The 22,510-nt window shown below is 69.3% G+C and carries 20 protein-coding genes and 1 pseudogene; 13 read left to right on the forward strand and 8 right to left on the reverse strand.

What is annotated here, in order from left to right; genetic code table 11:
• Nucleotides 1–172 precede the first annotated feature (172 nt).
• On the reverse strand, nt 173–964 hold the full coding sequence (locus OG904_RS04585) for an IS110 family transposase (RefSeq protein ID WP_405487622.1): 792 nt from the start codon (nt 962–964) through the stop codon (nt 173–175).
• Here OG904_RS04585 and OG904_RS04590 point away from each other — a divergent pair.
• Both OG904_RS04590 and OG904_RS04595 read left to right on the forward strand, forming a co-directional pair.
• Entirely contained in the window at nt 906–1,046 is a 141-nt protein-coding gene (locus OG904_RS04590; RefSeq protein ID WP_405487624.1) for a DUF6444 domain-containing protein, read from the forward strand. The genes OG904_RS04585 and OG904_RS04590 overlap by 59 nt on opposite strands.
• Nucleotides 985–1,656: pseudogene (locus OG904_RS04595) on the forward strand (site-specific integrase); the annotation flags it as partial. The gene OG904_RS04590 and the pseudogene OG904_RS04595, both read left to right, overlap by 62 nt.
• A gap of 223 nt (nt 1,657–1,879) precedes the next feature.
• Here OG904_RS04595 and OG904_RS04600 read toward each other — a convergent pair.
• The 5 genes from OG904_RS04600 to OG904_RS04620 form a co-directional block, all read right to left on the reverse strand.
• Nucleotides 1,880–2,233, reverse strand: a complete 354-nt coding sequence (locus tag OG904_RS04600) for a hypothetical protein (RefSeq protein ID WP_405487626.1) — start codon at nt 2,231–2,233, stop codon at nt 1,880–1,882.
• A 508-nt stretch (nt 2,234–2,741) separates the two neighbouring features.
• Nucleotides 2,742–2,933: a hypothetical protein gene (locus OG904_RS04605; RefSeq protein ID WP_405487628.1), complete on the reverse strand. Its 192-nt coding sequence runs from the start codon at nt 2,931–2,933 to the stop codon at nt 2,742–2,744.
• A gap of 299 nt (nt 2,934–3,232) precedes the next feature.
• Nucleotides 3,233–4,480 (reverse strand): helix-turn-helix domain-containing protein, encoded by a 1,248-nt coding sequence (locus OG904_RS04610; protein WP_405487630.1) that lies wholly within the window; start codon nt 4,478–4,480, stop codon nt 3,233–3,235.
• 823 nt (nt 4,481–5,303) lie between these two features.
• Nucleotides 5,304–5,702, reverse strand: coding sequence for a hypothetical protein (locus OG904_RS04615; protein WP_405487632.1), 399 nt, complete (start codon nt 5,700–5,702; stop codon nt 5,304–5,306).
• A gap of 35 nt (nt 5,703–5,737) precedes the next feature.
• The gene (locus tag OG904_RS04620) at nt 5,738–10,387 is read right to left on the reverse strand and encodes a ricin-type beta-trefoil lectin domain protein (RefSeq protein ID WP_405487634.1); all 4,650 of its coding nucleotides are present in this window, start codon (nt 10,385–10,387) and stop codon (nt 5,738–5,740) included.
• Between the two features lie 142 nt (nt 10,388–10,529).
• On the opposite strand from OG904_RS04620, the gene OG904_RS04625 reads away from it, so the two are divergent.
• Together OG904_RS04625 and OG904_RS04630 are read left to right on the forward strand one after the other, a co-directional pair.
• The gene (locus OG904_RS04625) at nt 10,530–11,339 is read left to right on the forward strand and encodes a TetR family transcriptional regulator (RefSeq protein ID WP_405487636.1); all 810 of its coding nucleotides are present in this window, start codon (nt 10,530–10,532) and stop codon (nt 11,337–11,339) included.
• Nucleotides 11,340–11,401: 62 nt separating this feature from the next.
• Nucleotides 11,402–11,836: a VOC family protein gene (locus tag OG904_RS04630; RefSeq protein WP_405487638.1), complete on the forward strand. Its 435-nt coding sequence runs from the start codon at nt 11,402–11,404 to the stop codon at nt 11,834–11,836.
• On the opposite strand, the gene OG904_RS04635 is transcribed toward OG904_RS04630, so the two are convergent.
• Together OG904_RS04635 and OG904_RS04640 are read right to left on the reverse strand one after the other, a co-directional pair.
• Nucleotides 11,734–12,576 carry a helix-turn-helix domain-containing protein gene (locus tag OG904_RS04635; protein WP_405487640.1) on the reverse strand — a complete coding sequence of 281 codons (843 nt, stop codon included), beginning with the start codon at nt 12,574–12,576 and terminating at the stop codon, nt 11,734–11,736. The genes OG904_RS04630 and OG904_RS04635 overlap by 103 nt on opposite strands.
• A gap of 287 nt (nt 12,577–12,863) precedes the next feature.
• Complete coding sequence (locus OG904_RS04640) at nt 12,864–13,988, reverse strand: YihY/virulence factor BrkB family protein (RefSeq protein ID WP_405487642.1); 1,125 nt, start codon at nt 13,986–13,988, stop codon at nt 12,864–12,866.
• Nucleotides 13,989–14,005: 17 nt separating this feature from the next.
• Between OG904_RS04640 and OG904_RS04645 the strand changes: the two genes are divergently transcribed.
• The 9 genes from OG904_RS04645 (at nt 14,006) to cysD (ending at nt 22,508) form a co-directional block, all read left to right on the forward strand.
• Nucleotides 14,006–15,661, forward strand: coding sequence for an acyl-CoA dehydrogenase family protein (locus OG904_RS04645; protein ID WP_405487644.1), 1,656 nt, complete (start codon nt 14,006–14,008; stop codon nt 15,659–15,661).
• A gap of 362 nt (nt 15,662–16,023) precedes the next feature.
• A complete protein-coding gene (locus OG904_RS04650) occupies nt 16,024–17,289 on the forward strand; it encodes a GAF domain-containing protein (RefSeq protein ID WP_405497766.1) in 1,266 nt (421 codons plus the stop codon).
• A gap of 5 nt (nt 17,290–17,294) precedes the next feature.
• The gene (locus OG904_RS04655; RefSeq protein ID WP_405487646.1) at nt 17,295–17,858 is read left to right on the forward strand and encodes a GNAT family N-acetyltransferase; all 564 of its coding nucleotides are present in this window, start codon (nt 17,295–17,297) and stop codon (nt 17,856–17,858) included.
• A 202-nt stretch (nt 17,859–18,060) separates the two neighbouring features.
• On the forward strand, nt 18,061–18,144 hold the full coding sequence (locus OG904_RS04660) for a putative leader peptide (RefSeq protein ID WP_312847410.1): 84 nt from the start codon (nt 18,061–18,063) through the stop codon (nt 18,142–18,144).
• Between the two features lie 207 nt (nt 18,145–18,351).
• Nucleotides 18,352–20,061, forward strand: a complete 1,710-nt coding sequence (locus tag OG904_RS04665) for a nitrite/sulfite reductase (RefSeq protein WP_405487648.1) — start codon at nt 18,352–18,354, stop codon at nt 20,059–20,061.
• Nucleotides 20,058–20,246 carry a hypothetical protein gene (locus OG904_RS04670; RefSeq protein WP_405487650.1) on the forward strand — a complete coding sequence of 63 codons (189 nt, stop codon included), beginning with the start codon at nt 20,058–20,060 and terminating at the stop codon, nt 20,244–20,246. The genes OG904_RS04665 and OG904_RS04670 overlap by 4 nt, the downstream gene beginning before the upstream one ends.
• Nucleotides 20,243–20,956: a phosphoadenylyl-sulfate reductase gene (locus tag OG904_RS04675; RefSeq protein ID WP_405487652.1), complete on the forward strand. Its 714-nt coding sequence runs from the start codon at nt 20,243–20,245 to the stop codon at nt 20,954–20,956. Before OG904_RS04670 ends, OG904_RS04675 begins: the two co-directional genes overlap by 4 nt.
• 71 nt (nt 20,957–21,027) lie before the next feature.
• Nucleotides 21,028–21,573: an adenylyl-sulfate kinase gene (gene cysC / locus OG904_RS04680; RefSeq protein ID WP_328301460.1), complete on the forward strand. Its 546-nt coding sequence runs from the start codon at nt 21,028–21,030 to the stop codon at nt 21,571–21,573.
• Complete coding sequence (gene cysD, locus OG904_RS04685; protein ID WP_405487655.1) at nt 21,570–22,508, forward strand: sulfate adenylyltransferase subunit CysD; 939 nt, start codon at nt 21,570–21,572, stop codon at nt 22,506–22,508. The genes cysC and cysD overlap by 4 nt, the downstream gene beginning before the upstream one ends.
• The last annotated feature ends 2 nt before the right edge of the window (nt 22,509–22,510 follow it).

Consider the following 22,510-nt stretch of genomic DNA (forward strand, 5'->3'; position numbering starts at 1 on the left):
GATCCCACTCAACACCAGGGGCCGGAGGCTTCGTCGTTCCCGGAACGACCGGGGCCGCGACCGAGCGAGTCGTCGAGCGCCTCGTGGCCGTCGCACTCTCCGGCGAGGGCCGCCAGATGCGGGAGGCCGCGCTGCACGCGGTCTGCACTGGCTCCATGCGCTACGAGCTTCCCTACCGGCTGGTGGAGCCGCTCGCGGACGGCGCGGACGGCCTCGAGCCGTTGCTCCTGGAGTACGTCCTGGGCGTCCTGGGCGTCCTGAGCGCGGCCCACGACCCGACCGCGGTTTCGGCCAGGGATCTTGCGTTACGGACCTTGCGGTTGGCCAGCCACTTGGTCAGCCGCGTGGCCCCGGCACGGCCGATCGCGGCTGGGATCTGGTAGACCGTCAGCAGCTTGAGCGGGCCGGCGCTGGTCACGTCCAGGGCCCGTTCCAGGTCCGGGAACATGCCCAGCAGGGTGCCGCGCAGGCGCTTCACCGAGCGGGTGCGGTCCTCGACCAGGTCGGTGCGGCGTCCGGTCAACAGCCGCAGTTCGATGGCGGCTTCGCCGCCGGGGCGGATGGGTCGCAGGTCGCGGCGCATCCTGCCTGGTCGGCGATCACATAGGCGTCGCGGGCGTCGGTCTTGCCCTCGCCGCGGGTAGCCGTCGGATGCCTGGTTGACCAGCAGGCCGGGGAGGTAAAGGACCTCCTGGCCGTGGCTGAACAGCAGGACCAGCAGGACCAGCAGCAGCGCGGGCTCACCGCCGGTCATGTCGACGGCCCAGGTGACCTGACGGCCGTCGGCCAGGGCCAGGACGTCACCGATCAGCTTCAGCAGATCCGGCTCGTTGGCCACCCGCCGCGACAACAGCGTCTTGCCGTCCCCATCCAGCGCGAGGCCGTGATGGTGGCCCTTGCCGCTGATGGAGCGTCGCCTGGGGCGTAACTCCGGGAACTCCTCGATGCCGCCGTCCTCGGACACCTTCGGCCGTCCGGAGAAGAAGCTGCAACGTCCGCACGGGCACACCGCGCCCCCGTCGGTTCGAACCACTCACAGCAGATGAAGCCCGCCAGTTCCTCACTGCCGTCCGCAATGACCGCCTGTTCGCGCTGTACGAACTCGCCCTCCGCACCGGCCTCCGCAAGGGCGAACTCCTCGGCCTTCAGTGGGAAGACCTCGACCTCCAGACAGGCACCGCCAGCATTCGCCGCACCCTCCAGCGCACCCAGACCGGCGGGCTGATCGCCCTACCCACCAAAACCCGAGCCTCCGAACGACGCATCGCCCTCCCCAGCGAGTGCATCCACTCGTTCAAGGAACACCGTGAGGTACAGGAAGGAGAAGTAGGGGCAGCAGCGGACGACTGGAGGGACAACGGCCTCGTCTTCAGCACGCCGGCAGGAGGGCCGATCGATCCCGCGAACCTGAATCGCCACTTCCGCGCCCTCCTCGACCGGGCAGGGCTCCGCCGCATCCGCTTCCACGACCTACGGCACTCCACCGCGACGCTCCTCCTGGAGCAAGGTGTCGAACTCGTCGTGATCAAAGAACTCCTCGGTCACGCCCACATCGGCGTCACCGCCACCGTCTACGCCCACGTCCGACTCCGTCTCCAGCGCAACGCCATCGACCTCCTCGGCCACGCCCTCCGCGACCCCACCCAGCCGCCACCCGACCCGACGACGGCGACGAACCGCCACTTTGTGCAGCACCCGTCAGCTGACGTTGCCGTCAGCTACTTCCGTCAAGGGCATGTTGAAGCCCCCTCCGAGGCAAGCGGGAGGGGGCTGCAACGTGCCCTAAAGCGAGAATTGGAACGCTAATTCCTTACATAGCGATAGAGCGCCTCAAATCTCGCCGAATTTCCCTGTCCGGAAATTCTTCCCGGACCATGGATCATGCTGACCGCCTAATCAAAGCCGCCAATACGAGCTCCACGGTTTCGTCAACAAGAACGATCGCACCCAGCTCGCCAGCTCTCACAGACAGCAAGCCTACCCGGCCATCCGAATCTTCGAGGGCAGGAAAGAAGAGCTCCCATCCGATTCGCGAATCCCGAACTTCACCGATCGAGTCATATCTGTACCGATAGACATCAAGCACCTCCTTGGCTGGCGGGAAGGTGACTTCGACGACGCTGTCAGACTCGGAGGCCAGCGCGGCAACCAACCGATCGACGTCCTCAACGAGAGCCGCAGGCCGGAACGCAGATAGCAGCTCCGCGATGTTCCCAACTTTTACCTGCTTCACGGCATTCCCCTCCACGCCGGATATGCATTCCCTGTCACCGTTCCCTCGATTTGCACCTCAAACTCGCCTCTGAATCCCACCCCAGGCTCGTCATTGCTGTGAACATGCGGCCGCCCGGCAGGAACTTTCGATTTGATCACTACACCAACGCCAGTCGGCCCCTTAGTTGCTGCCCGACGTGCCACTGCCTCACTTGTTGACCAACTGGTGAATGGACTATCGGTGTCACCAAGATGGTGTGACTCCGCCGAAGCATTTCCTCCACGGGGGACGGCCACACCGTCCACCGCCGCATCGAAACCAGGGTGTCCCTCTGGGACGCCACGATAGACGGTCGTCCCACCACCGCAATTGTGGACGAGGACTGGGGTGGCGCCGGCCAGCACATAGTACGTGTGCTGACAGGGACCCTCTCACCTGCATTTACGCAGGTGAGAGGCGGTTCGGGGTTCCATTGGCGTCCGTGGTCGTGCCTGGGAATCCGTGGTTGTTGCCGTCGCTACTGCCGTCAGGTGCCAGGGCTCTCGGCTGGGGCGGGGAGTCGGTGGCCGCGTGATTCGGCGACTCGGAGTGCGTCGGTCAAGGCTTCGGTCAGCCGGCAGGCGAGCCACCGGTACTCGGCGGCCGAGAGCATCTTGGCTCCGGGAGCCACGACTCCGCGGGCGTACTCCAGGAGTTCCTCGCCCATGTCGAGCTGCACCTCTTCGATGCTGTCCGCGAGCGAGGAGAGGTAGCCCCTGCCATCGGTGCTGAGGTAGCAGGGGTTCCCATCCTGGGTAGTCCATGGCAGTAACCGGGGACCGGTCACGCCTGCCGCTGCGTCGTGCAGCTCCCTGCGGCGGATTCGGTCCGCGTCGGTCCTGGATGTGCTCACCGTGCACCCCCACCTGGGTAGACGAATGGAATACGGCGAACGTAGGGGCTCACTGTCCGTCACTCCATCGATGCGGCATACCAGTTGGCGACGGACTGTGCCGGAAGTATTGCGTTGCGTGGTAGCTATCCGACGACGCCCAGGTAATCGGCCATCTCCCGCATCTCCGTCGTGAGGGTGCGCTTGCGCTTGCCCAGGATCTCCTGCATGGTCTCGGCTGCCATGCTCTGGTGCCGCATCCATTCTGGGGCTGCCTCCCGGGCGCGGGTCAGTTCATCCATGGCGGCCGACAGGTCGCCTGTGCGTGTGTGGGCACGGGCCACGTCGAGGGTGAAGCGGTTCCCGTCGTTCGTGCTGGGCCTGCCCAGGCGTTTCCACGCCTTGGGCGACAGCTCCTCCTGTTCCCCGGCATTGCGCACCACGGCGCGTGCGTCGCCTACGACCATGGAGTCTTCGAGAGCCTTCATCGCCGCCGTGACCGGACCGAAGACGGACCAGTGCCGGGAGACGTTGCGGTGCGACGTACCGACGGCGGCTGCCGCCACGCGGGCGGCCTTTCGGTATTCCTTGGCCGCATCGGGGCGGTTGTTGCGGGCGGCTGCGGCTGCGGCCTCCATGGCCAGACCGCCCCACACCGCGTAGTGGTCCGGGGCGGCCCCGGTGATCTTCGGTTCCACCGCGTCCATGCTCTGGGCGGCGATCCGCTCCGCCTCGCCCAGCCGGCCCTGCCGTACCAGCAGCCAGCACATACCGCCGACGCCCGAGCCTGCCGCGAGCATGTCCCCGGCCTGCCTGGCATCCGTGATCGCACCGGCCAGGGCGGTGTAGGCGATGTCGTACTGGCGAACCTGGGTGAGGTAGGTGCCAGCCAGACGCAGCGCCTCGGCGCGGCCCAGTAGTGCCTGCTGGTGCTCCTCTCCGCTGTCGTAGTAGGCAACGGCCCTCATGGCATCACGCAGCAGGTCCGGCAGTTGAGCCGCGACGCTCTTGTAGCTGTCGGAGAAGTACAGGACCCGCGCGTCACGCACCGTCCGGCCGAAGGAGCGCAGGTTCGGTTCTTCGGCTATCACTTCGGCGTCTTGGTCCACGAGCCCGACAGCCGGGGTGAGCACGGCGCGAAGCTGGATCAGGTTGACCCGGTTCGGCTCCTCGGTGCGGCCCACGGGTTCGGGAGCGTCGGACGCCATCAGCTTGGCAGTAGTCACGCCCAGAGCGCGGGCCAGGACGTGAAGGGTTTCCATACGGACCGTTCCGCCCTGCTCTACCTTGCGCACTGTGCCAGGCGAGACGCCTGCGACGTGGGCCAGTTCTTCCTGGCTCATCCCGGACCGACGCCGGTACTTACGGACGTTGTCAGCCAGTTCGGTAGTCATCAGCTCAACACCTCCAGCGCCACGGTACGCCGGAAGGGCGTATCAACCGGGGGCTACTCGGCAGATACCCACCCGGGGCGGTCACCCATGCTGTGTACGGGGTTGGGCTCGCAGTCGGCAGGAGCAGCGCAGGGCCGGCCTCCGGCCAGACCGGGGCTTGAGCGGGAGGGGGGGTCCCTCGTCGGTCGGGCAGCTTCGCCGTACCAGGGTTCTCCGGGGGCCGCCAAGGCTCACACCGTGACGCTTGCGCTCGGCCTTGGCGGCCCCCGGGGGTTCCTGGTACGCCTCCAGTGCCCGGGCGACGAGGGACCCCTCCTGCGACCCGACCACTCATCACCACGACGCAGCCGCACTTGAATTCGGCCCTCCTCCCCCTCGGAGAGAGGGCCGGGGCCTGGGGCAGAGCCCCAGAACAGCGCCTGCTGGTGGTGTTGCGCGCCCGGACCAGCGGGGCAGCCGGCAAGCGGGGCGGAGACAGGAGCGGGCGGCGGCCCCGAGGGGCCGGAGCGCGCGCGGGCCGCGTCAGCGGGCCGCCTTGATCAAGTAAAGAAACTCTGAACAGCTCGACAGCTCTGCTGTCGGCCCCTTCGTTCTGGGCTGGGCTGGGCTCGCGACCCCTTGGAGCCCAACATCGAGCCCGACGGCGACGACGAACCCCCACGTTGTGCAGCACCCGTCCACTGACGTTGCCGTCAACTGCTGCCGTCAAGACGGCCAGAAGTCCCACCGGAGTCATATTCCGGTGGGGCTTCGGCTCATCCAATCTCTACCAGACGGACCCGCTGAGTCCCGGCGGCGGGCCTCGGCTCCTTCGGAAGTCCGATCAGACTGGCCTGATGCGCTTAATTTCGTCTCTACTCGCACGCAGATCCGTCAGCAGTTGCTGATAGTCGCCGCCAGAGGGAGTATTTCCGGAGATCCAGATTTGCTGGTACTTAAGCCATGCCTCCCAGCATTCCTTGAGTACACCTTCTAGAGCAACCGATAGCTCCATAAGGCCCTTGTCCGGAAGGCTTCCTTTTGCGCTGAGCTGGTAAGATACATTGAAGCGTCCATGCTCGGCCAGGAGTTCGCCAATTGATTCATTGATCGGGTTTGACGTATATTCGCTCGAAACTACATGAATCACGAAATTCACAAAGTGAACTCGCGTAGGACCTTTAAGTTCGGGTGGCACGGACCATGCTTCCGGCAGGTCATCCAGCCAGTCAAACTCATCCATTCCTACCTCTTCTCCCCGCAGGATCCCCATTCGATTCACTGGCTCGCACGACGTAGAAAGACTGCCAGCTCCCTGATCGTTCCCTGGGCCGGAACGTTCGGGACTCCACCTGCTTGCAGAACCCTCGCACAGTAATGGAAGCAAGTTTCTGTCGAGGCGTCATAGGTGCCAGTTACTCCTCTCTCGAGAAAGACCTCCTGATAGGCCATAGCGCCACCAGGATTCGGGAGATTGAAAGTCACCGAACGTGCGCTAGGTGAAACTGCTCCTGTGAAGATCTCTGACCTCACTGGCGTAGCAATCGTTTCACCGCCTACCTCCACCAGGCCACCGACCTGGTGCGTGTGAAGAGCCTCCTCGCCCGCACTGACCTCGATCGAAGCATGGCCACCGTCGTAATGGATCGTCGCTGTGCCACCACAATTGTGGACGAGGACCGGTGTGGTACCTGCGAGCACATAGTACGTGTGGACGTCGGCGACGGTCAGGTTGTGGACCGTGGCGAGTTGTTGCGTCCACTGCTTGACGGCCTTGATCTGGACGTGAGTGCCAGCACTGGTCTGGAGCCATTGCCCGGGCTGAAGATCCTTGGCGTCTACCCAGCTGGCCATGTCCGGTACCCAGAAGGGGTGTTTGTCCGTGGCGGTGATGGTGCCCGAGGTCGATCCTGTGTCGGCATCAGTGTCGATCGTGATTTCGACTAGGTTTTTGGACCCATCGCCCCGGATGGTTGCCGTGACGTCCTTTGGTGCGGCCTCGCCCGTCTCCGGGTCTGATGCCTGGACCTTGTCGCCGATCTCTATCTCTTCGATCGGCTTTGCCGTGCCGTCTGCCATCAAGACGAGGCTGCCAGTGGTGAAGCTATTGACGAAGCATTTTGCGCGACTGACTGCCTTGCCGACCGCCTGGCCGACTGCCTTGCCTACGACGGTCTTAGCCAGGGCCTTGGCGCCGGCCTTAAGGGCTAGTCCGGCCCCAACACCTGCCACTCCGCCTGCTGCGCCGAGGCCTGCGCCTATCCCGATGTCCGTGAGGATTCCCATGACGCTGTGGTCGGCGGCTGGGTCCATGAGGTTGGCGACTGCTGCGCCGGCGGCTCCGGCCAGTGCACCGCATCCAGCGGCCAGGGCGAATCCTGCGCCGCCTGTCGCTATGCCCGCGGCGCTGGCGCCTGCCACGCAGGCCGCGCCGACAACGATCTCGGTGGCGATCGAGACGATTGCTACTTTGTTTTCGACGACGAACTTCTTGGCTTTGTTCGCGGCCTTGCAAAGCCAGTTGTCGCAGCCGTTCCCCTTCTTACCGGCGTTGCCGTTGCCGCCATTGCCAGGGCTATCGCCACCGCCAGGGCCGTCGTCACTGTCCGCGGAGTCACCCTTGTGGCCGCCTCCAGGGGTGAAGGGGTTCGTAGGAGACTTGCCGTCGAGCCTTTCGCTGTGGCCTGTGCCGTCGTCAGTTCGCAGACCCGTGGGGTCTGAGTTGCTGACGGGGTTGCCGTTGGCGTAGGTGTACCCGTTCATCTGGAGCGGGTCGGTGATGTCGATGATCGGGTCGACGCTGATGAAGCGGCCCGTGGTCGATTCGTACTCGCGAGCCCCGATGTGGGTGAGGTTGGTGGTGTTGTCGTTGTTGCCGGTTCCGAGGTACGTGCGGCTGCCGGCCCATCCCACCTGTGCGCCGCGGTCGTTTCCGTACGGGTCGAACTTCCGACGGGTGATGTTCTGGGTGGCGTTCTGGTCGATCGAGGTGGTTGCCGTGTTGTGGTGGTCGGTCAGCTGAACGGAGAGTTTGTGGTCTGTGGCCTTGCCCCGGGTGGTGCGGACGGTGTTGCCGTAGTAACGGGCGGCGTCCAGGGGCTGGCCGGCCTTGTTGACGGTGATCTCGGCTTCGCCGAGGTAGAGGGTGCGGCTGCTGCCGGTTTCCTCGATCAGGCGGTTGCCGGAGGCGTCGTAGAGGTAGGTGGTGGTGGTGTCGAAGCTCCACTGCTGGTTGGCGCCACCGTTGCAGGCGAAGACCAGGAGGTTCGTGCCGTCGGCGGTGTTGCCATTGGGTACGTCCACGCAGGCGTTGGCGGCCGCGTTGTAGAGGGTCTTGTCGCCGGGGCGGTAGGTGAACTTCTGTTCGTTGCTGCCGTCGCATGCCGCGAGGACCGCATTGCCGCCTGCGGCTTTGAGGCACTTGCCGAGCGCGCGGACGGTTTCACCGCTCAGGCGCCACTGCTGGGCCTTGGTCTCGTTGCACGGCCAGAGCTGGACCGCGGTTCCGTCAGCGCTGCTTCCGCTCTCGACGTCCAGGCACTTGCCGGCGGGGCCGGTGACGGCGACTGATCCGATGCCGGGGCTGGAGGCGGAGGTGAGCTTGTTGCTCCGGTCCCAGTTCAGGATCTGGGTGTCGCCGCCGATGGTGCGGCGTGTGGTGTTGCCGGCGTTGTCGTAGCCGTAGGTCGACTGCGAGGTGATGGTGGAGCCGGGCTTCTTGATCGTCTCGTCGGTCTTGCCGAGGGCGTGGGGCTGGCTGGTGGTGTCCGGCTGGGTGCCGTTGCCGGTCACCTTGACGCCGTAGGCGTACTTCGTCGTTGTGGTGTTGTCCTGGGCCGGATCGGTCAGGTCGTGGTCGATGAGCTGGGTGCGGTTGCCGATTTTGTCGAAGGAGTACTCCTTCCAGTAACCGGCTCCGTCGATGCCTGGGGTGACGTCGCTCTTGGACGGGCCGGTGCAGGCATCGGTCTTGCCTGTCCAGGCCTTGGTGAGCTGGCCCATCGGGTCGTACGCGTAGCACTGGGTCTCGGCGATGCCGCCGGGCTGGCTGTCGGTGACCGAGGTGATGTTGCCAGCAGGGTCGTAGGCGTACTTGACGTCGCTGATCCGGTTGGGGGCGGTCTGCCGGTCGGCCGTGGACTGGGTCACCTGACCGGTGTTGGGGTCGTACCGGTTGGTCTGCCACACGCGCTGCGGTGCGCTGCCCGAGGTGGTGCGCAGTACCTCGCCGTAGGGGCTGTAGATGGTGTCGGCGGTGTACCAGGCCAGGCCCGAGAGGGTGACCGGGGCGCCGTCGGCGTTGTAGCGGGTGATCAGCTTCTCTGCGGCCAGGCCGCCCGGAGTTGCCGGGACGGTGGTCGACTGGACCTTGCCGGTCGGGGTGTACGTGGTGGTGTAGGCGTAGCTGCCGGCCAGCCCCTTGGTGGCCGGGGTGTCGGGGATGGTGATCTTCGAGCCGGTGGGCCGGTACTCGGTGTCGTAGCCGGTGGCCTCGCTGATGTAGGCCGCCCCGGCGTTGTAGCGGGTGGCTGCGACGGGCTGGCCCTTGGCTCCGGGCAGTGTGTCGAAGGTCCATGCGGCGACCAGCGGGCCGTTGGCGGTGTCGTCGCGGAGTTCGGTGGTGCGTCCGAGGGCGTCGTAGGTCGTGTAACGGGTGCGTCCGGCGGAGTCCTTCGTCCAGGTCTTCTGGTCGAGGTTGTCGTACCCGAACGTGGTCGTACCGACGTCGGGGTCATCGGATCCCGTCATGCGGCCGCGTGCGTCGTAGGTGTATGTCCAGGCGTTGCCGGCCGGGTCGGTGACCTTCGACAGCTTGTTTCGGGCGTCGTAGTCGTAGGTGGTGCTGTTCCAGATGGTCGGGTCGGCGTCGGCCGGCTTGACCGGGTCGATCTTGGAAGTGTCGGTTGTCGTGGCCTGGTTGATTCTGGAGGTGCGGCCCAGCACGTCGGTGAACGTCTTGGAGGCGCGGCTGCCCTTGAGCGGAGTCTTTCCGTCGCCCGACATCGCCGTCCGGGTGAGCGTCCAGTCACCTGCGTACTGGGTCGTTGTCGAGTTCTGCGCCACGTCCGCGTACATGGTGGTGGTGCGGACGGTGCGGCCCAGGCCGTCGTAGGCGAACTCAGTGGAGTTGGGAACCTTGTAGACGCTCTCCGGGACGAAGAACTCCTTGGCCGGCTCGCCTTCGGCGAGGTAGCCGTTGTTCGTCTGTCGGACCGTGCCGTTCTCGCTGTACAGCGTGTCAGTGATCAGACGGCCCCCGCCCAGGCCTTCGGTCTGGGTCTGGCGCGGACGCAGCAGGCCGTCGTAGATGGCCATGGACTGGGCGTAGGTACCGTTGTCCCGCAAGGTGGCGGAGGTGACGACCGGCGTCTTGTCGACGTCGATCTGGTAGGCGAAGGTGTAGGCCGCCTTGTCCGTGGCCGGCTTCTGCGAGGGGGTCCACACCGCGGTCATGCGGCCGAGGGCGTCGTAGGACTTGGTGACCTTGCGGCCGTTGGGGTCGGTGGATTCCAGGGGAACCCCGCGGCCCGGCTCGTTGGTGGTCGTCGTCGTATGCCCCAGCGCGTTGGTGCTGGTGACGGAGAAGACCGGGCCCGTTGCAGGGGCGTAGGACGTGGTCACGGCGTTGTTCGCCGCGTCGATGACCTTGACCGCCCGGCCGAGTGCGTCGTACTCGGTGCGGGCGGTGGTGATCCAGCCGTTGCCGGCCGCGTTGAGGGTGTCGACCTGGTAGGGCAGACCCTTGACGGGCGCGGAGGGTGGAGTGCAAATGAGGTTGGAGGTCAGCCGGAGACCACGGAGGTGACATTGATGGTCTTCTGAGTGCGGGCAGCGCCCTGCGCCATGACAGTCATCAATGAACTCACCTCCGGGTCGTACGCACGTACTGACGAGCGGTCCCACGCCGATCGGCGGGAACGTCCCCACCGCAACAAGCCCGCTCAGGCTCGCGCCACTTCTTTTACGGGCCGCCGTCCGCGTGGGCGGTGGCGGGCATTCGTTTGACCGTCGGTCAGGCACGACGGCAGAAGCCTGCCCTCAAGTCAGGCAAGGCATTAAGCTGTTCTCCATGGAAAGCCGCAGAACCGCAGATTCTGAGACGATTTACGAGACGCAGATCGCTCCCAGCCCGTCGCACAACGCGTCGATTATCGAGACGGCTCCCGACACCCGCAGGCGGATCCTGAGGGTCTCGACGGAACTGTTCGGGGTCCACGGCTTCCACGAGACCTCGCTGCGGGAGATCGCCGAGCGGGTCGGCGTCTCCAAGCCGGCGGTGCTCTACCACTTCCCCGGCAAGGCCGACATCCTCGCCGCCCTCGTCGAGCCGATGCTCCGGGATCTGGCCGCCGCCCTGGCCCGCGCCGCCGCGGCCGACCGGGCCCGGTGGGCCGCGATCGAGGGGGTGCTCGACGTCTGGCTGAACCACCGCCACCTGCTCCGCCTGAACCTCCAGGACACGGCCCTGGCCACCCCCGGCCCGGCCTTCGCGCGGCTGCGCGAGGCCATGCTCCGGGCGAGCGCCCTGGTCGCGGGGCCGGATCCCGGTTTCGCGGAGCGGGTGCGGGCCGCCCAAGCCGTCGCGATGCTCTCCGACCCGGTGGTGCTCTTCGCCGACGCCCCGGTCCCGGAGCTGCGCGAGGCGGTCCTGGACGGCGTACGGCGCCTGCTGGACGGGCCCGCCGGTCCCGCGGCCGTGACGGCGCGGCCCGTACCCGGGGGCCGGCGCGGGCGCCCCGCCGCCATGACCCCGGCCATGACCGAGGCCGCCCGCCGGATGCACGCGGCGGGCAGCGGGGCCACCGCGATCGCCGCCGCGCTCGGCGTCTCCCGGGCCACGGTCTACCGCCATCTCCCGCCGGAGGAGGACACGGACTGACCGGGCGCCCGGTGTCCGATTCGTTCAAGACCGGCGGTCCCCGGCGCCCCTAACCTGACGCCATGACTCCCCGACTCGACATGATCGGCATCGTCGTCTCCGACATGGCCGCATCGCTCGCCTTCTACCGCCGTCTCGGCATCGACGTCCCCGCCGGGGCGGACTCCCAGCCGCACGTCGAGGCCACCCTGCCGGGCGGACTGCGGATCGGCTGGGACACCGAGGAGGTCATCCGCTCCTTCGACCGGTCCTGGACCCGCCCCGCGAGCGACGGCAGGGTGGGGCTCGCATTCCTGTGCGACTCCCCCGCCGGGGTGGACTCGCTGTACGCGGAGCTGACCGACGCCGGCCACACGGGCCACCTGGAGCCCTGGGACGCCTTCTGGGGGCAGCGCTACGCCGTGGTCCTCGACCCGGACGGCTCCGGGGTCTCCCTCTTCGCGGCAGCCGGAGCAGCCGGAGCCGGCGACACGGCAGGCCCGGCCGACCCGGCCTGAGCCACCCCGGCCTGAGTCACCTCCGCCTGAGCCGCCCCCGCCTGAGCCGACCCCGCCGCAGGCCGCGCCGCGTAGGCGCCCGGCGTGGTCCCGGCCAGGGCGCGCACCTCGCGGGTGTAGTGGGCCTGGTCGGCGTATCCGGCCGCCGCCGCGACCGCCGCCTGCGCCAGCCCGCGCCGGGTCAGCGCGAGGGCCCGCTGGAGGCGCAGGATCCGCCCGAGCGTGCGGGGTCCGTACCCGAACGCGTCGAGCGCGCGCCGGTGCAGCTGCCGCTCGCCCAGGCCGACCGCCCCCGCGACGGCGGCGACGCCCTGCCCGGCCCGCAGCCTGGCCGCGACCTCCGTGACCAGGGGGTCCGGGGGCCCGCCGTCGGCCGCGCGGAGCCGGGCCAGCTCCTCCAGCCCCGCGCACGGGTCCTCGTACGAGGCCACCCGCCCGGCGAGGCGCCGTACCTCGGCGGCGGGCCACAGGTCCGCCAGCTCGACCCGCCGGTCGCGCAGGACACGGGCCGGTACGCCGAGCAGCGCGGGCGCCGTGCCGGGGGCCAGCCGGATCCCGGCGAAGCCGGAGCCGGGGACCTCCCCGGCGGGGTGCGCGGCGGTGTCGGGTCCGGCGACCAGGAGCCGGCCGTCCACCCACAGCAGGTCCATGCAGCCGTCGGGCAGCACCACGCCGCCGCTGCCGCCGGCCCGCCAGAGCACGGCGCCGGGCACCACGGGGGACGGCCGCTCCTCGTACACGCCGACCAGGCTACGCGCCGCCCGGCCCGAAACGCCGGGCCCGGCGCCCACCCGGGCGGCCAGTGCTCGCGCAGGCGGTCAGAGCTCACGTAAGCGATCACTGCTCACACACGCGGCCAGTGCTCACGCAAGCGATCACTGCTCACGCAAACGGCCAGCGCTCGCGCAGGAGGTCGGTGCTCACGAAGGCGGCCGGCGCTCACGCAGACGATCAGCGCTCCCGCACGCGGCCGACGCTCACGCAAGCGGCCAGCGCTCACGCAAGCGGCCCGCGCTCCCGCAGGCCCTCAGTGCTTGCGCAGGCGGGAGTGGTAGTCCTCGGGCGGCAGGAACTTCGACCAGCGCTCGGGGAACTCCGAGGGCATGCCCGCGTCCTCGTCGTCCTCCGACTCCCCCTCCGCCAGCGCCCGCCAGGCGGCGGCCCGCGCGACCAGCTGGGCAGCCTCCGCCTCGCGGACCCGCTCGTTCGCCTCGCGCGCCGCCGCCGTGGCCAGCGAGGGCCAGACGCGGTCGATCGCGGCGTTGACGGCCGCTCCGACGAGGACGGCGAACGCCGAGATGCCGATCCACAGCAGGACCGCGACGGGCGCCGCGAGCGATCCGTAGATGGTCGGGCCCTCCACCGTGTTGGTGAGGTAGATCCGCAGCAGGAACGAGCCGAACACCCACATGGCGAGGGCGACCAGCGCGCCGGGCACGTCCTCGATCCAGGGCGACCGGACGGGGACGGAGACGTGGTAGAGCGTGGTCAGGAAAGCGATCGAGAGCAGGGTGACCACGGGCCAGTACAGGACCGCGATCACCTCCGTGCTCCACGGCACCAGGCGCACCACCGCGTCCGGGCCGACCACCATCAGCGGCAGCACGATGGCGCCGATCAGCAGGGCGATGACGTAGAGGACGAAGGCGAGCAGCCGGGTCTTGACGATGCCGCGCTGGCCGTCGAGCCCGTACATGACGGTGATGGTGTCGATGAAGACGTTGACGGCGCGCGAGCCCGACCACAGGGCGAAGGCGAAACCGAGGGAGATCAGGTCGGGGCGGCCCCGGTTGGTGACGTCGTCGAGCATCGGCCGGGCGATGTCGTTGACGCCCCGGTCGGACAGGACGGTGCCGACCGCGCGCAGGATGTTCTCCTCGATGCTGGCGACGGTCGTACCGCCCGACCAGCCGTCCACGTACCCGAGGAGGCCCAGCAGGCCGAGGAAGAGCGGGGGCAGCGAGAGGAGGGTGAAGAAGGCCGCCTCGGCCGCGAGTCCCAGGATCCGGTACTCGATGCACGAGTTCACGGTGTCTTTGAGCAGCAGCCACGCCATCTTGCGCTTGGAGACGTTGCGGTAGAGGGCACGGGCCCGGTGGAGCCGTCCCGGCCGGGCCTGAATCCGCTCAGCTGTTTCTTTTGCGTGCTGCACGTCCTTACGGTATCCGCATGGCAGCCACCACCCACACAGTCAGCAATCAGGCCCCGCTCCTCGTGGGCCACGATGTATACGGCAGCGACCGGGTCCTGAGCGAGGGAGTGGAGCGGCACCTCGCGGGTGCCGCGCCCGAACTCGCCGCGGAGGTACGGGAAGAGCTCACGGACCTCGGGCGCGCGGCCGGGTCCCGGCAGGCACAGGACTGGGGGGCGCAGGCCAACGAGAACCCGCCGAAGCTGAGGACGCACGACCGCTACGGGAACCGGATCGACGAGGTGGAGTTCCACCCCTCGTGGCACCGGCTGCTCGGGCACGCGGTGGGCGCGGGGCTCACCGACGCGTGGGGACGCCCGGCGGGGCATCTGCGGCGCGCGGCCGGGTTCTTCGTGTGGTCGCAGGCGGAGGCGGGGCACGGCTGCCCGGTCTCGATGACGCACGCGGCGGTACCGGCGCTGCGGACCGATCCCGTGCTCGCCGCCGAGTGGGAGCCGCGGCTGACCTCGCACGTGTACGAGGAGGGCCTGCGGCCGGCCGGGCAGAAGGCCGGGGTGCTCTTCGGGATGGGGATGACGGAGAAGCAGGGCGGCAGCGACGTACGGGCTAACACGACGGCGGCGGTGCCGCTGGACGCGTCGGGCGAGTACCTGCTGACGGGGCACAAGTGGTTCTGTTCGGCGCCGATGTGCGACGGGTTCCTGGTGCTGGCGCAGGCGCCGGGCGGGCTGACCTGCTTCCTGGTGCCCCGGGTGCTGCCGGACGGGACGCGCAACGTGTTCGCGATCCAGCGGCTGAAGGACAAGCTGGGCAACCGGTCGAACGCGTCGAGCGAGGTGGAGTTCGACGGGACGTGGGCGCGCCGGGTGGGCGAGGAGGGCCGGGGGGTGCGGACCATCATCGAGATGGTCGCGGCGACCCGGCTGGACTGTGTGATCGGCTCGGCCTCGCTGATGCGCCAGGCGCTCACGCAGGCCGCTCACCACACGGAGCACCGCTCTGCTTTCGGAGCGCCGCTCATCGACCAGCCGCTGATGCGCAACGTGCTCGCCGACCTCGCCCTGGAGTCGGAGGCGGCCACCACCCTCACGCTCCGCCTCGCGGCCGCGTACGACGCCGTCCAGAGCAGGGGCGACGAGCAGGAGCGGGCCTTCCTGCGCATCGCGGTGCCCGCAGCGAAGTACTGGGTGACCAAGCGCTGTACGCCGATGGTGGCGGAGGCACTGGAGTGTCTGGGCGGAAACGGCTACGTAGAGGAGTCGGGACTGCCCAGGCTGCTGCGCGAGTCCCCGCTGAACTCCATCTGGGAGGGATCGGGCAACGTCCAGGCCCTCGACGTGCTGCGCGCCCTGCAGCGCGAGCCGCAGGCCCTGAACGCCTTCCTCCAGGAGGTCGGCCTGGCGCGGGGCGCAGACCACCGGCTGGATTCGGCCATCAAGAACCTGCTGACCGAGCTCGCGGACCTGGAGGGCATCGAGGCGCGGGCCCGGCGGGTGGTGGAGCGGATGGCGCTGGTGCTGCAGGGGTCCCTGCTGGTGCGCTGGGCCCCGCCGGAGGTGGCCGACGCGTTCTGCGCCTCGCGGCTGGGCGGGGACTGGGGCGCGGCCTTCGGCACGCTGCCGCACAGTCTGGACCTGGGGTCCGTGGTGGAACGGGCCCGGATCGCGGGGTAGCACAGGAGGGCCCCAACCCTCCGAGGAGCACTGCGGGCCGCGATCCGGGCCCGTTGACCTGGACCAGGGATGGCGCCGCGCCGACTCGGCACCACCCCTGATCCGAGAAGCCCCGAGGAAGGAGCTGTCACGCCGCTCGGCGACGTCCGCACAGTTTCGATCGGGCGACCGGGACTTGGCGAGAGTTGCATGACGTTGCAACCTTTGACTTGGAACCGCCCCAGGGGCGAGCCGTACGCGCCACGGGAAGCGGCGCGTACCGGACACTCCCGGGCGGGAACCGTCGTACGCACGTTCGACACGGGGAGGTTCCGGTGGCTCACACCACAGGCAGCGCGGTCGATGTGGCACGCATCTCGGCCATGGACGCGCGGGAGGCCGCGCGTCTGCTCAAGGGGGTACGGGCGGCCGCGCTCGCCGGGGACCGGCCGCCGGCCGCACCGCGCCCGGAGATCGCCGAGTCCTGGCGCCGGATGATGGCGGGCGGGGTGCACCCGGACCGCGACAGCCGCTCGCGGATGCTGTCGGCCGCCGAGACCGAGGAGCGGCGCCAGACCTCTCCGCTGCGCGACCTGCTGCCCGTCCTGCGCGAGGGGCTGCTGCCCTCGCTGGACGAGTCCCTGCACATCATGGTCGTCGCCGACGCCGAGGGACGGCTGCTGTGGCGGGAGGGCCACTCCTCGATCCTGCGCAAGGCGGACCGGCTGGGCTTCGGGGTGGGAGCCGACTGGGACGAGGCCGTGGTCGGCACCAACGGGGTCGGTACCGCCCTGGTGGCCCGCAGACCGGTCCAGGTGTTCTCGGCGGAACACTTCGTCTCCAGCCACCACGACTGGACCTGCGCGGGAGCCCCCGTACGGGACCCCCGCGACGGGCAGCTGCTCGGCATCCTCGACGTCAGCGGGCCGCTGGCCACCATGCACCCGGCGACGCTGGCGTGGGTGAGCTCGGTGGCCCGCCTCGCGGAGCGGGAGCTGCGGGTACGGCACCTGGAGTCCCTGGAACGGCTGCGGTCGGTGGCGGCCCCGCTGCTGGCCCGGATGCCGGGGCGGGCGCTGGCCGTCGACTGCCACGGGTGGACGGCGGCCGTCACCGGGCTCGCGCCGGTGGACCGGGTCCCGCTGCCGAAGTCCTTCGGCCCGGGCCGGGTGTGGGTGCCGCAGCTGGGCGACTGCCTGGTGGAGCCGCTGCCGGGCGGCTGGCTGCTGGGCGTCACGCAGGCCCCCACCGGCACCGGGGCGGCCGCCCGCCTGGTCCTCGACCTCAGCCGGCCGGGGGCGTGGTCGGCCACCGTCTACGGCGCCGCGGGCAGCTGGTCGCAGGAGCTGAGCCCGCGCCACGCGGAGCTGCTGTTCCTGCTGGCGGAGGCCCCCCGGGGGCGTTCGGCCGCGGAACTCGCGCAGGAGCTGTTCGGGGACCCGACGCGCACCGTGACGGTCCGCGCGGAGATCTCCCGGATACGCCGGAACCTCGGGGGCGTACTGGCCCACCGCCCGTACCGCTTCGCGCAGGACGTGGAGGTGGAGCTGATCCGCCCCGGGAACCCGGCCGCGCTGCTGCCGCACTCCACCGCCCCGGCGGTGATCGGCGCCCGGCTGGGCCACCGGAGTGCGGGCGTGATTCCCTGACGTCCATGAGCACCATCACGCTGACCACCTGGTCCCTGGAAATGACCTCACCGTCCGACCTCGTCCCGGCGGCCGTCCCGGGGCCGGAGATCCGGATCGAACGCTCCGAGGTCCCCTCCCCCGAGTTCAGCCGCTTCCTCTACGCCTCGGTCGGCGGCGACATCCACTGGACGGACCGGCTGTCGCTGACCCGCGCGCAGTGGGTCGAGCAGCTGGACCGTCCCGGCGTGGAGACCTGGGTGGCGTACGACCGGGGCACGCCGGCCGGGTACGTGGAACTCGACCCGCAGCCGGACGGCGTGGTGGAGATCATGTACTTCGGCCTCCTCCCGGACTTCCGGGGGCGGCGCATCGGCGGGCACCTGCTGTCGGTGGGCATCGAGCGGGCCTGGTCCCTGGCCGGGCGCTGGCCGGAGCTGTCCGAGACGCGGCGCGTCTGGGTCCACACGTGCAGTGAGGACGGGCCGACGGCGATGGCGAACTACCTCCGGCGGGGCTTCAAGGTCTTCCGCGAGGAATCGGAGCAGAAGGAGTCCACCCCGACTCCCGGCCCCTGGCCCGGCGCTTAGGCCCGTCTCTTTCGGATCCTGCCGGGCCCGGGGACCGGCCCTGGACCCCGTGCCTCAACCGCCGCCGACGGTTGAGGCACGGGGTGCACAAAGGGGCTCCTGGGGTGACCCCCGTCACGGGGATCTTGCGATGCGAGACGAGTTCGTCCGGATCGTGGACAGTAGTGGACTCCTCCAATCGCCACATGCCACGCTTCCCCCCATGAACGGAGCTGGAATTGCCTTGGTGAGTCGGCGGCACGTCGACCTCGGCCGCATGTCCAGCGCCATCTGTCCGGCGCGCTGACGCACAGCACCGCCGCGACAGCGCCCCGCACCGCCGCCGCCGCGGACGCGAACACACCGCCCGCCGTCAGCCACCACCGCAGTCCCCTGTAGGCCGATCGCCGCCCGAAACGGCGGCAAATCAGCCACATCCGCTCCACGCGCGCCAGGGGTCACGCCGCTGCTCCCCCTGCCCCTGCCTCGAGCCGCCGAAGAAGGACATACCGCCATGGCCGCCACCCCCGATACGACCGCAGCCGCCGCACCCGGCGCCGCCGCGCGCCGCAAGACCGGCCGTCACCGCGGCGAGGGCCAGTGGGCCGTCGGGCACCACACGCCCCTCAACGGCAACGAGCAGTTCAAAAAGGACGACGACGGTCTCAATGTGCGGACGCGCATCGAGAACATCTACTCCAAGGCGGGCTTCGACTCGATCGACCCCAACGACCTGCGCGGCCGTATGCGCTGGTGGGGCCTTTACACCCAGCGCAAGCCCGGGATCGACGGCGGCAAGACCGCGATCCTGGAGCCGGAGGAGCTGGACGACAAGTACTTCATGCTGCGCGTGCGCATCGACGGCGGCCGGCTGACCACCGACCAGCTGCGCGTCATCGGCGAGATCTCCCAGGAGTTCGCGCGCGGCACCGCCGACCTCACGGACCGGCAGAACGTGCAGTACCACTGGATCCGGATCGAGGACGTCCCGGAGATCTGGCGCCGTCTGGAGGCCGTCGGCCTCTCGACCACCGAGGCCTGCGGTGACACGCCCCGCGTCATCCTCGGCTCGCCCGTCGCCGGCATCGCGCTGGACGAGATCATCGACGGCACCCCCGCCATCGACGAGATCTACCGCCGCATCGTGGGCAACCCGGCCTTCTCCAACCTGCCCCGCAAGTTCAAGTCCGCGATCTCCGGCTCGCCGCTGCTCGACGTGGCGCACGAGATCAACGACATCGCCTTCGTCGGGGTCACCCACCCCGAGCACGGTCCCGGCTTCGACGTCTGGGTCGGCGGCGGCCTGTCCACCAACCCGAAGCTGGGCGTGCGCCTGGGCACCTGGGTCTCCCTCGACGAGGTCCCGGACGTCTACGAGGGCGTCATCTCGATCTTCCGCGACTACGGCTACCGCCGGCTGCGCACCCGCGCCCGCCTGAAGTTCCTCGTCGCCGACTGGGGCCCGGCCAAGTTCCGCCAGGTCCTGGAGGACGAGTACCTGGGGCGCGAGCTGACCGACGGCCCCGCGCCCGAGCAGCCCAGCGGCCAGTGGCGCGACCACGTCGGCGTCCACCAGCAGCAGGACGGCAGGTTCTACGTCGGTTTCGCGCCCCGCGTGGGCCGGGTCGACGGCGCCACGCTGACGAAGATCGCCGACGTCGCCGAGCGGCACGGCTCCGGCCGGCTGCGCACCACCGCCGAGCAGAAGATGATCGTGCTCGACATCGAGGCGGACAAGGTCGACTCGGTCGTCGCGGCCCTGGAGGCGCTGGACCTGCGGGTCAAGCCGTCCCCGTTCCGCCGCGGCACGATGGCCTGCACCGGCATCGAGTTCTGCAAGCTGGCCATCGTCGAGACGAAGGCGCGCGGCGCCTCGCTGATCGACGAGCTGGAGCGCCGCCTGCCGGAGTTCGCCGAGCCGCTGACCATCAACATCAACGGCTGCCCGAACGCCTGCGCCCGCATCCAGGTGGCGGACATCGGTCTCAAGGGCCAGCTGGTCCTGGACGACGCCGGAAACCAGGTCGAGGGCTACCAGGTCCACCTGGGCGGCGCGCTCGGCCTGGAGGCCGGATTCGGCCGCAAGGTCCGCGGTCTCAAGGTCACTTCGGCCGGTCTGCCGGACTACGTCGAGCGGGTCGTCACGCGCTTCCAGGACCAGCGCGAGGACGGCGAGCGCTTCGCCGCCTGGGTCACCCGGGCCAAGGACGAGGATCTGTCGTGAGCGAGCGCGCCGCACCCTTCTACTGCCCGTACTGCGGCGACGAGGACCTGTTCCCGAACGAAACGGGCCACGGCGCCTGGGAATGCAGGGCCTGCAACCGAGCCTTCCAGCTGAAGTACCTCGGGCTGCTGGCCCGGGGTGTTCAGGGTGTTCAGTCCAATGACGCTGGAGGGGACTCGATATGACCACGGTTCAGGACGCCGATCTCAAAACCGGCAGTCTGAAGGCACTGGCCGAGCAGGCGGGCCGGGACCTGGAGGACGCCTCCCCGCTGGAGATCCTCACCTGGGCGGCCTCGACCTTCGGCAAGAGGTTCGCCGTGACCTCCTCCATGGAGGACGCGGTCGTCGCCCACCTCGCCTCCCGCGCCTTCCCCGGCGTGGACGTGGTCTTCCTCGACACGGGCTACCACTTCGAGGAGACCATCGGCACCCGTGACGCGGTCGAGGCCGTGATGGACGTCAACGTCATCACGCTCACCCCGCGCCAGAGCGTCGCCGAGCAGGACGCCGAGTACGGCCCGAAGCTGCACGACCGCGACCCCGACCTGTGCTGCGCGCTGCGCAAGGTCAAGCCCCTCGAAGAGGGCCTGACCGCGTACGACGCGTGGGCGACGGGCCTGCGCCGCGACGAGTCCCCGACCCGGGCGAACACCCCGGTGGTCGGCTGGGACGAGAAGCGGCAGAAGGTCAAGGTCTCGCCGATCGCCCGCTGGACCCAGGACGACGTGGACGCGTACGTCCTGGAGCACGGCGTCCTCACCAACCCGCTGCTGACGGACGGTTACGCCTCCGTCGGCTGCGCCCCGTGCACCCGCCGGGTCGCGGCGGGCGAGGACGCCAGGTCCGGCCGCTGGGCCGGCCTCGGGAAGACCGAGTGCGGACTGCACGGCTGATGGCAGACACCTCTCCTACAGACACCGCTCCTACAGACACAGCCCGTACGGAACCGACGGAGACGAAGCAGATGAGCGTGAGCGACCAGGGCGCCACCGTGTGGCTGACCGGGCTGCCGAGCGCGGGCAAGACCACCATCGCCTACGCGCTGGCCGAGCGGCTGCGCGCCGAGGGCCACCGCGTGGAGGTCCTCGACGGCGACGAGATCCGCGAGTTCCTCTCCGCGGGCCTCGGTTTCACCCGCGAGGACCGGCACACCAACGTGCAGCGGATCGGCTTCGTCGCCGAACTCCTCGCGTCCAACGGCGTGAAGGCGCTCGTCCCGGTGATCGCGCCGTTCGCGGACAGCCGGGAGGCCGTCCGCAAGCGTCACGCGGCCGAGCAGACGAACTACCTCGAAGTGCACGTGGCCACTCCGGTGGAGGTGTGCTCCGAGCGTGATGTGAAGGGCCTGTACGCCAAGCAGGCGGCGGGCGAGATCTCCGGTCTGACCGGGGTCGACGACCCGTACGAAGCGCCGGAGTCCCCGGACCTCCGTATCGAGTCGCACACGCAGTCCGTACAGGAGTCGGCTTCGGCCCTGCACGCGCTGCTCACCGAGAGGGGTCTGGCATGACCGCCACCGTCGCACACGTCCACGAAGGGACGGACGCGCCCTACGCGCTGTCGCACCTCGACGCCCTCGAGTCGGAGGCCGTGCACATCTTCCGCGAGGTCGCGGGCGAGTTCGAGAAGCCGGTGATCCTCTTCTCCGGCGGCAAGGACTCCATCGTCATGCTGCACCTGGCGCTGAAGGCGTTCGCGCCCGCGCCGGTGCCGTTCACCCTGCTCCACGTGGACACCGGCCACAACTTCCCCGAGGTCCTGGACTACCGCGACCGCGCGGTGGCCAAGCACGGGCTGCGCCTGCACGTGGCCTCCGTCCAGGAGTACATCGACGCCGGCAAGCTCCGCGAGCGCCCCGACGGCGTCCGCAACCCGCTGCAGACCGTCCCGCTGACCGAGGCGATCCAGAGCCTCAAGTTCGACGCCGTCTTCGGCGGCGGCCGCCGCGACGAGGAGAAGGCCCGCGCCAAGGAGCGCGTCTTCTCCCTGCGCGACGAGTTCTCCCAGTGGGACCCGCGCCGCCAGCGCCCCGAGCTGTGGCAGCTCTACAACGGCCGCCACGCGCCGGGCGAGCACGTGCGCGTCTTCCCGCTGTCCAACTGGACCGAGCTGGACGTGTGGCAGTACATCGCCCGCGAGGGCATCGAACTGCCGGAGATCTACTTCGCCCACGAGCGCGAGGTCTTCAAGCGCAACGGCATGTGGCTGACGGCCGGCGAGTGGGGCGGCGCGAAGGCGGACGAGACCACCGAGACCCGCCTGATCCGCTACCGCACCGTCGGTGACATGTCCTGCACCGGCGCCGTCGATTCCGACGCCACCACGCTGGACGCCGTGATCACCGAGATCGCCGCCTCCCGGCTCACCGAGCGGGGCGCGACCCGCGCCGACGACAAGATGTCCGAGGCCGCGATGGAAGACCGCAAGCGCGAAGGGTACTTCTAGAA

This window comes from Streptomyces sp. NBC_00096, assembly GCF_045041305.1.
Taxonomy (GTDB): Bacteria; Actinomycetota; Actinomycetes; order Streptomycetales; family Streptomycetaceae; genus Streptomyces.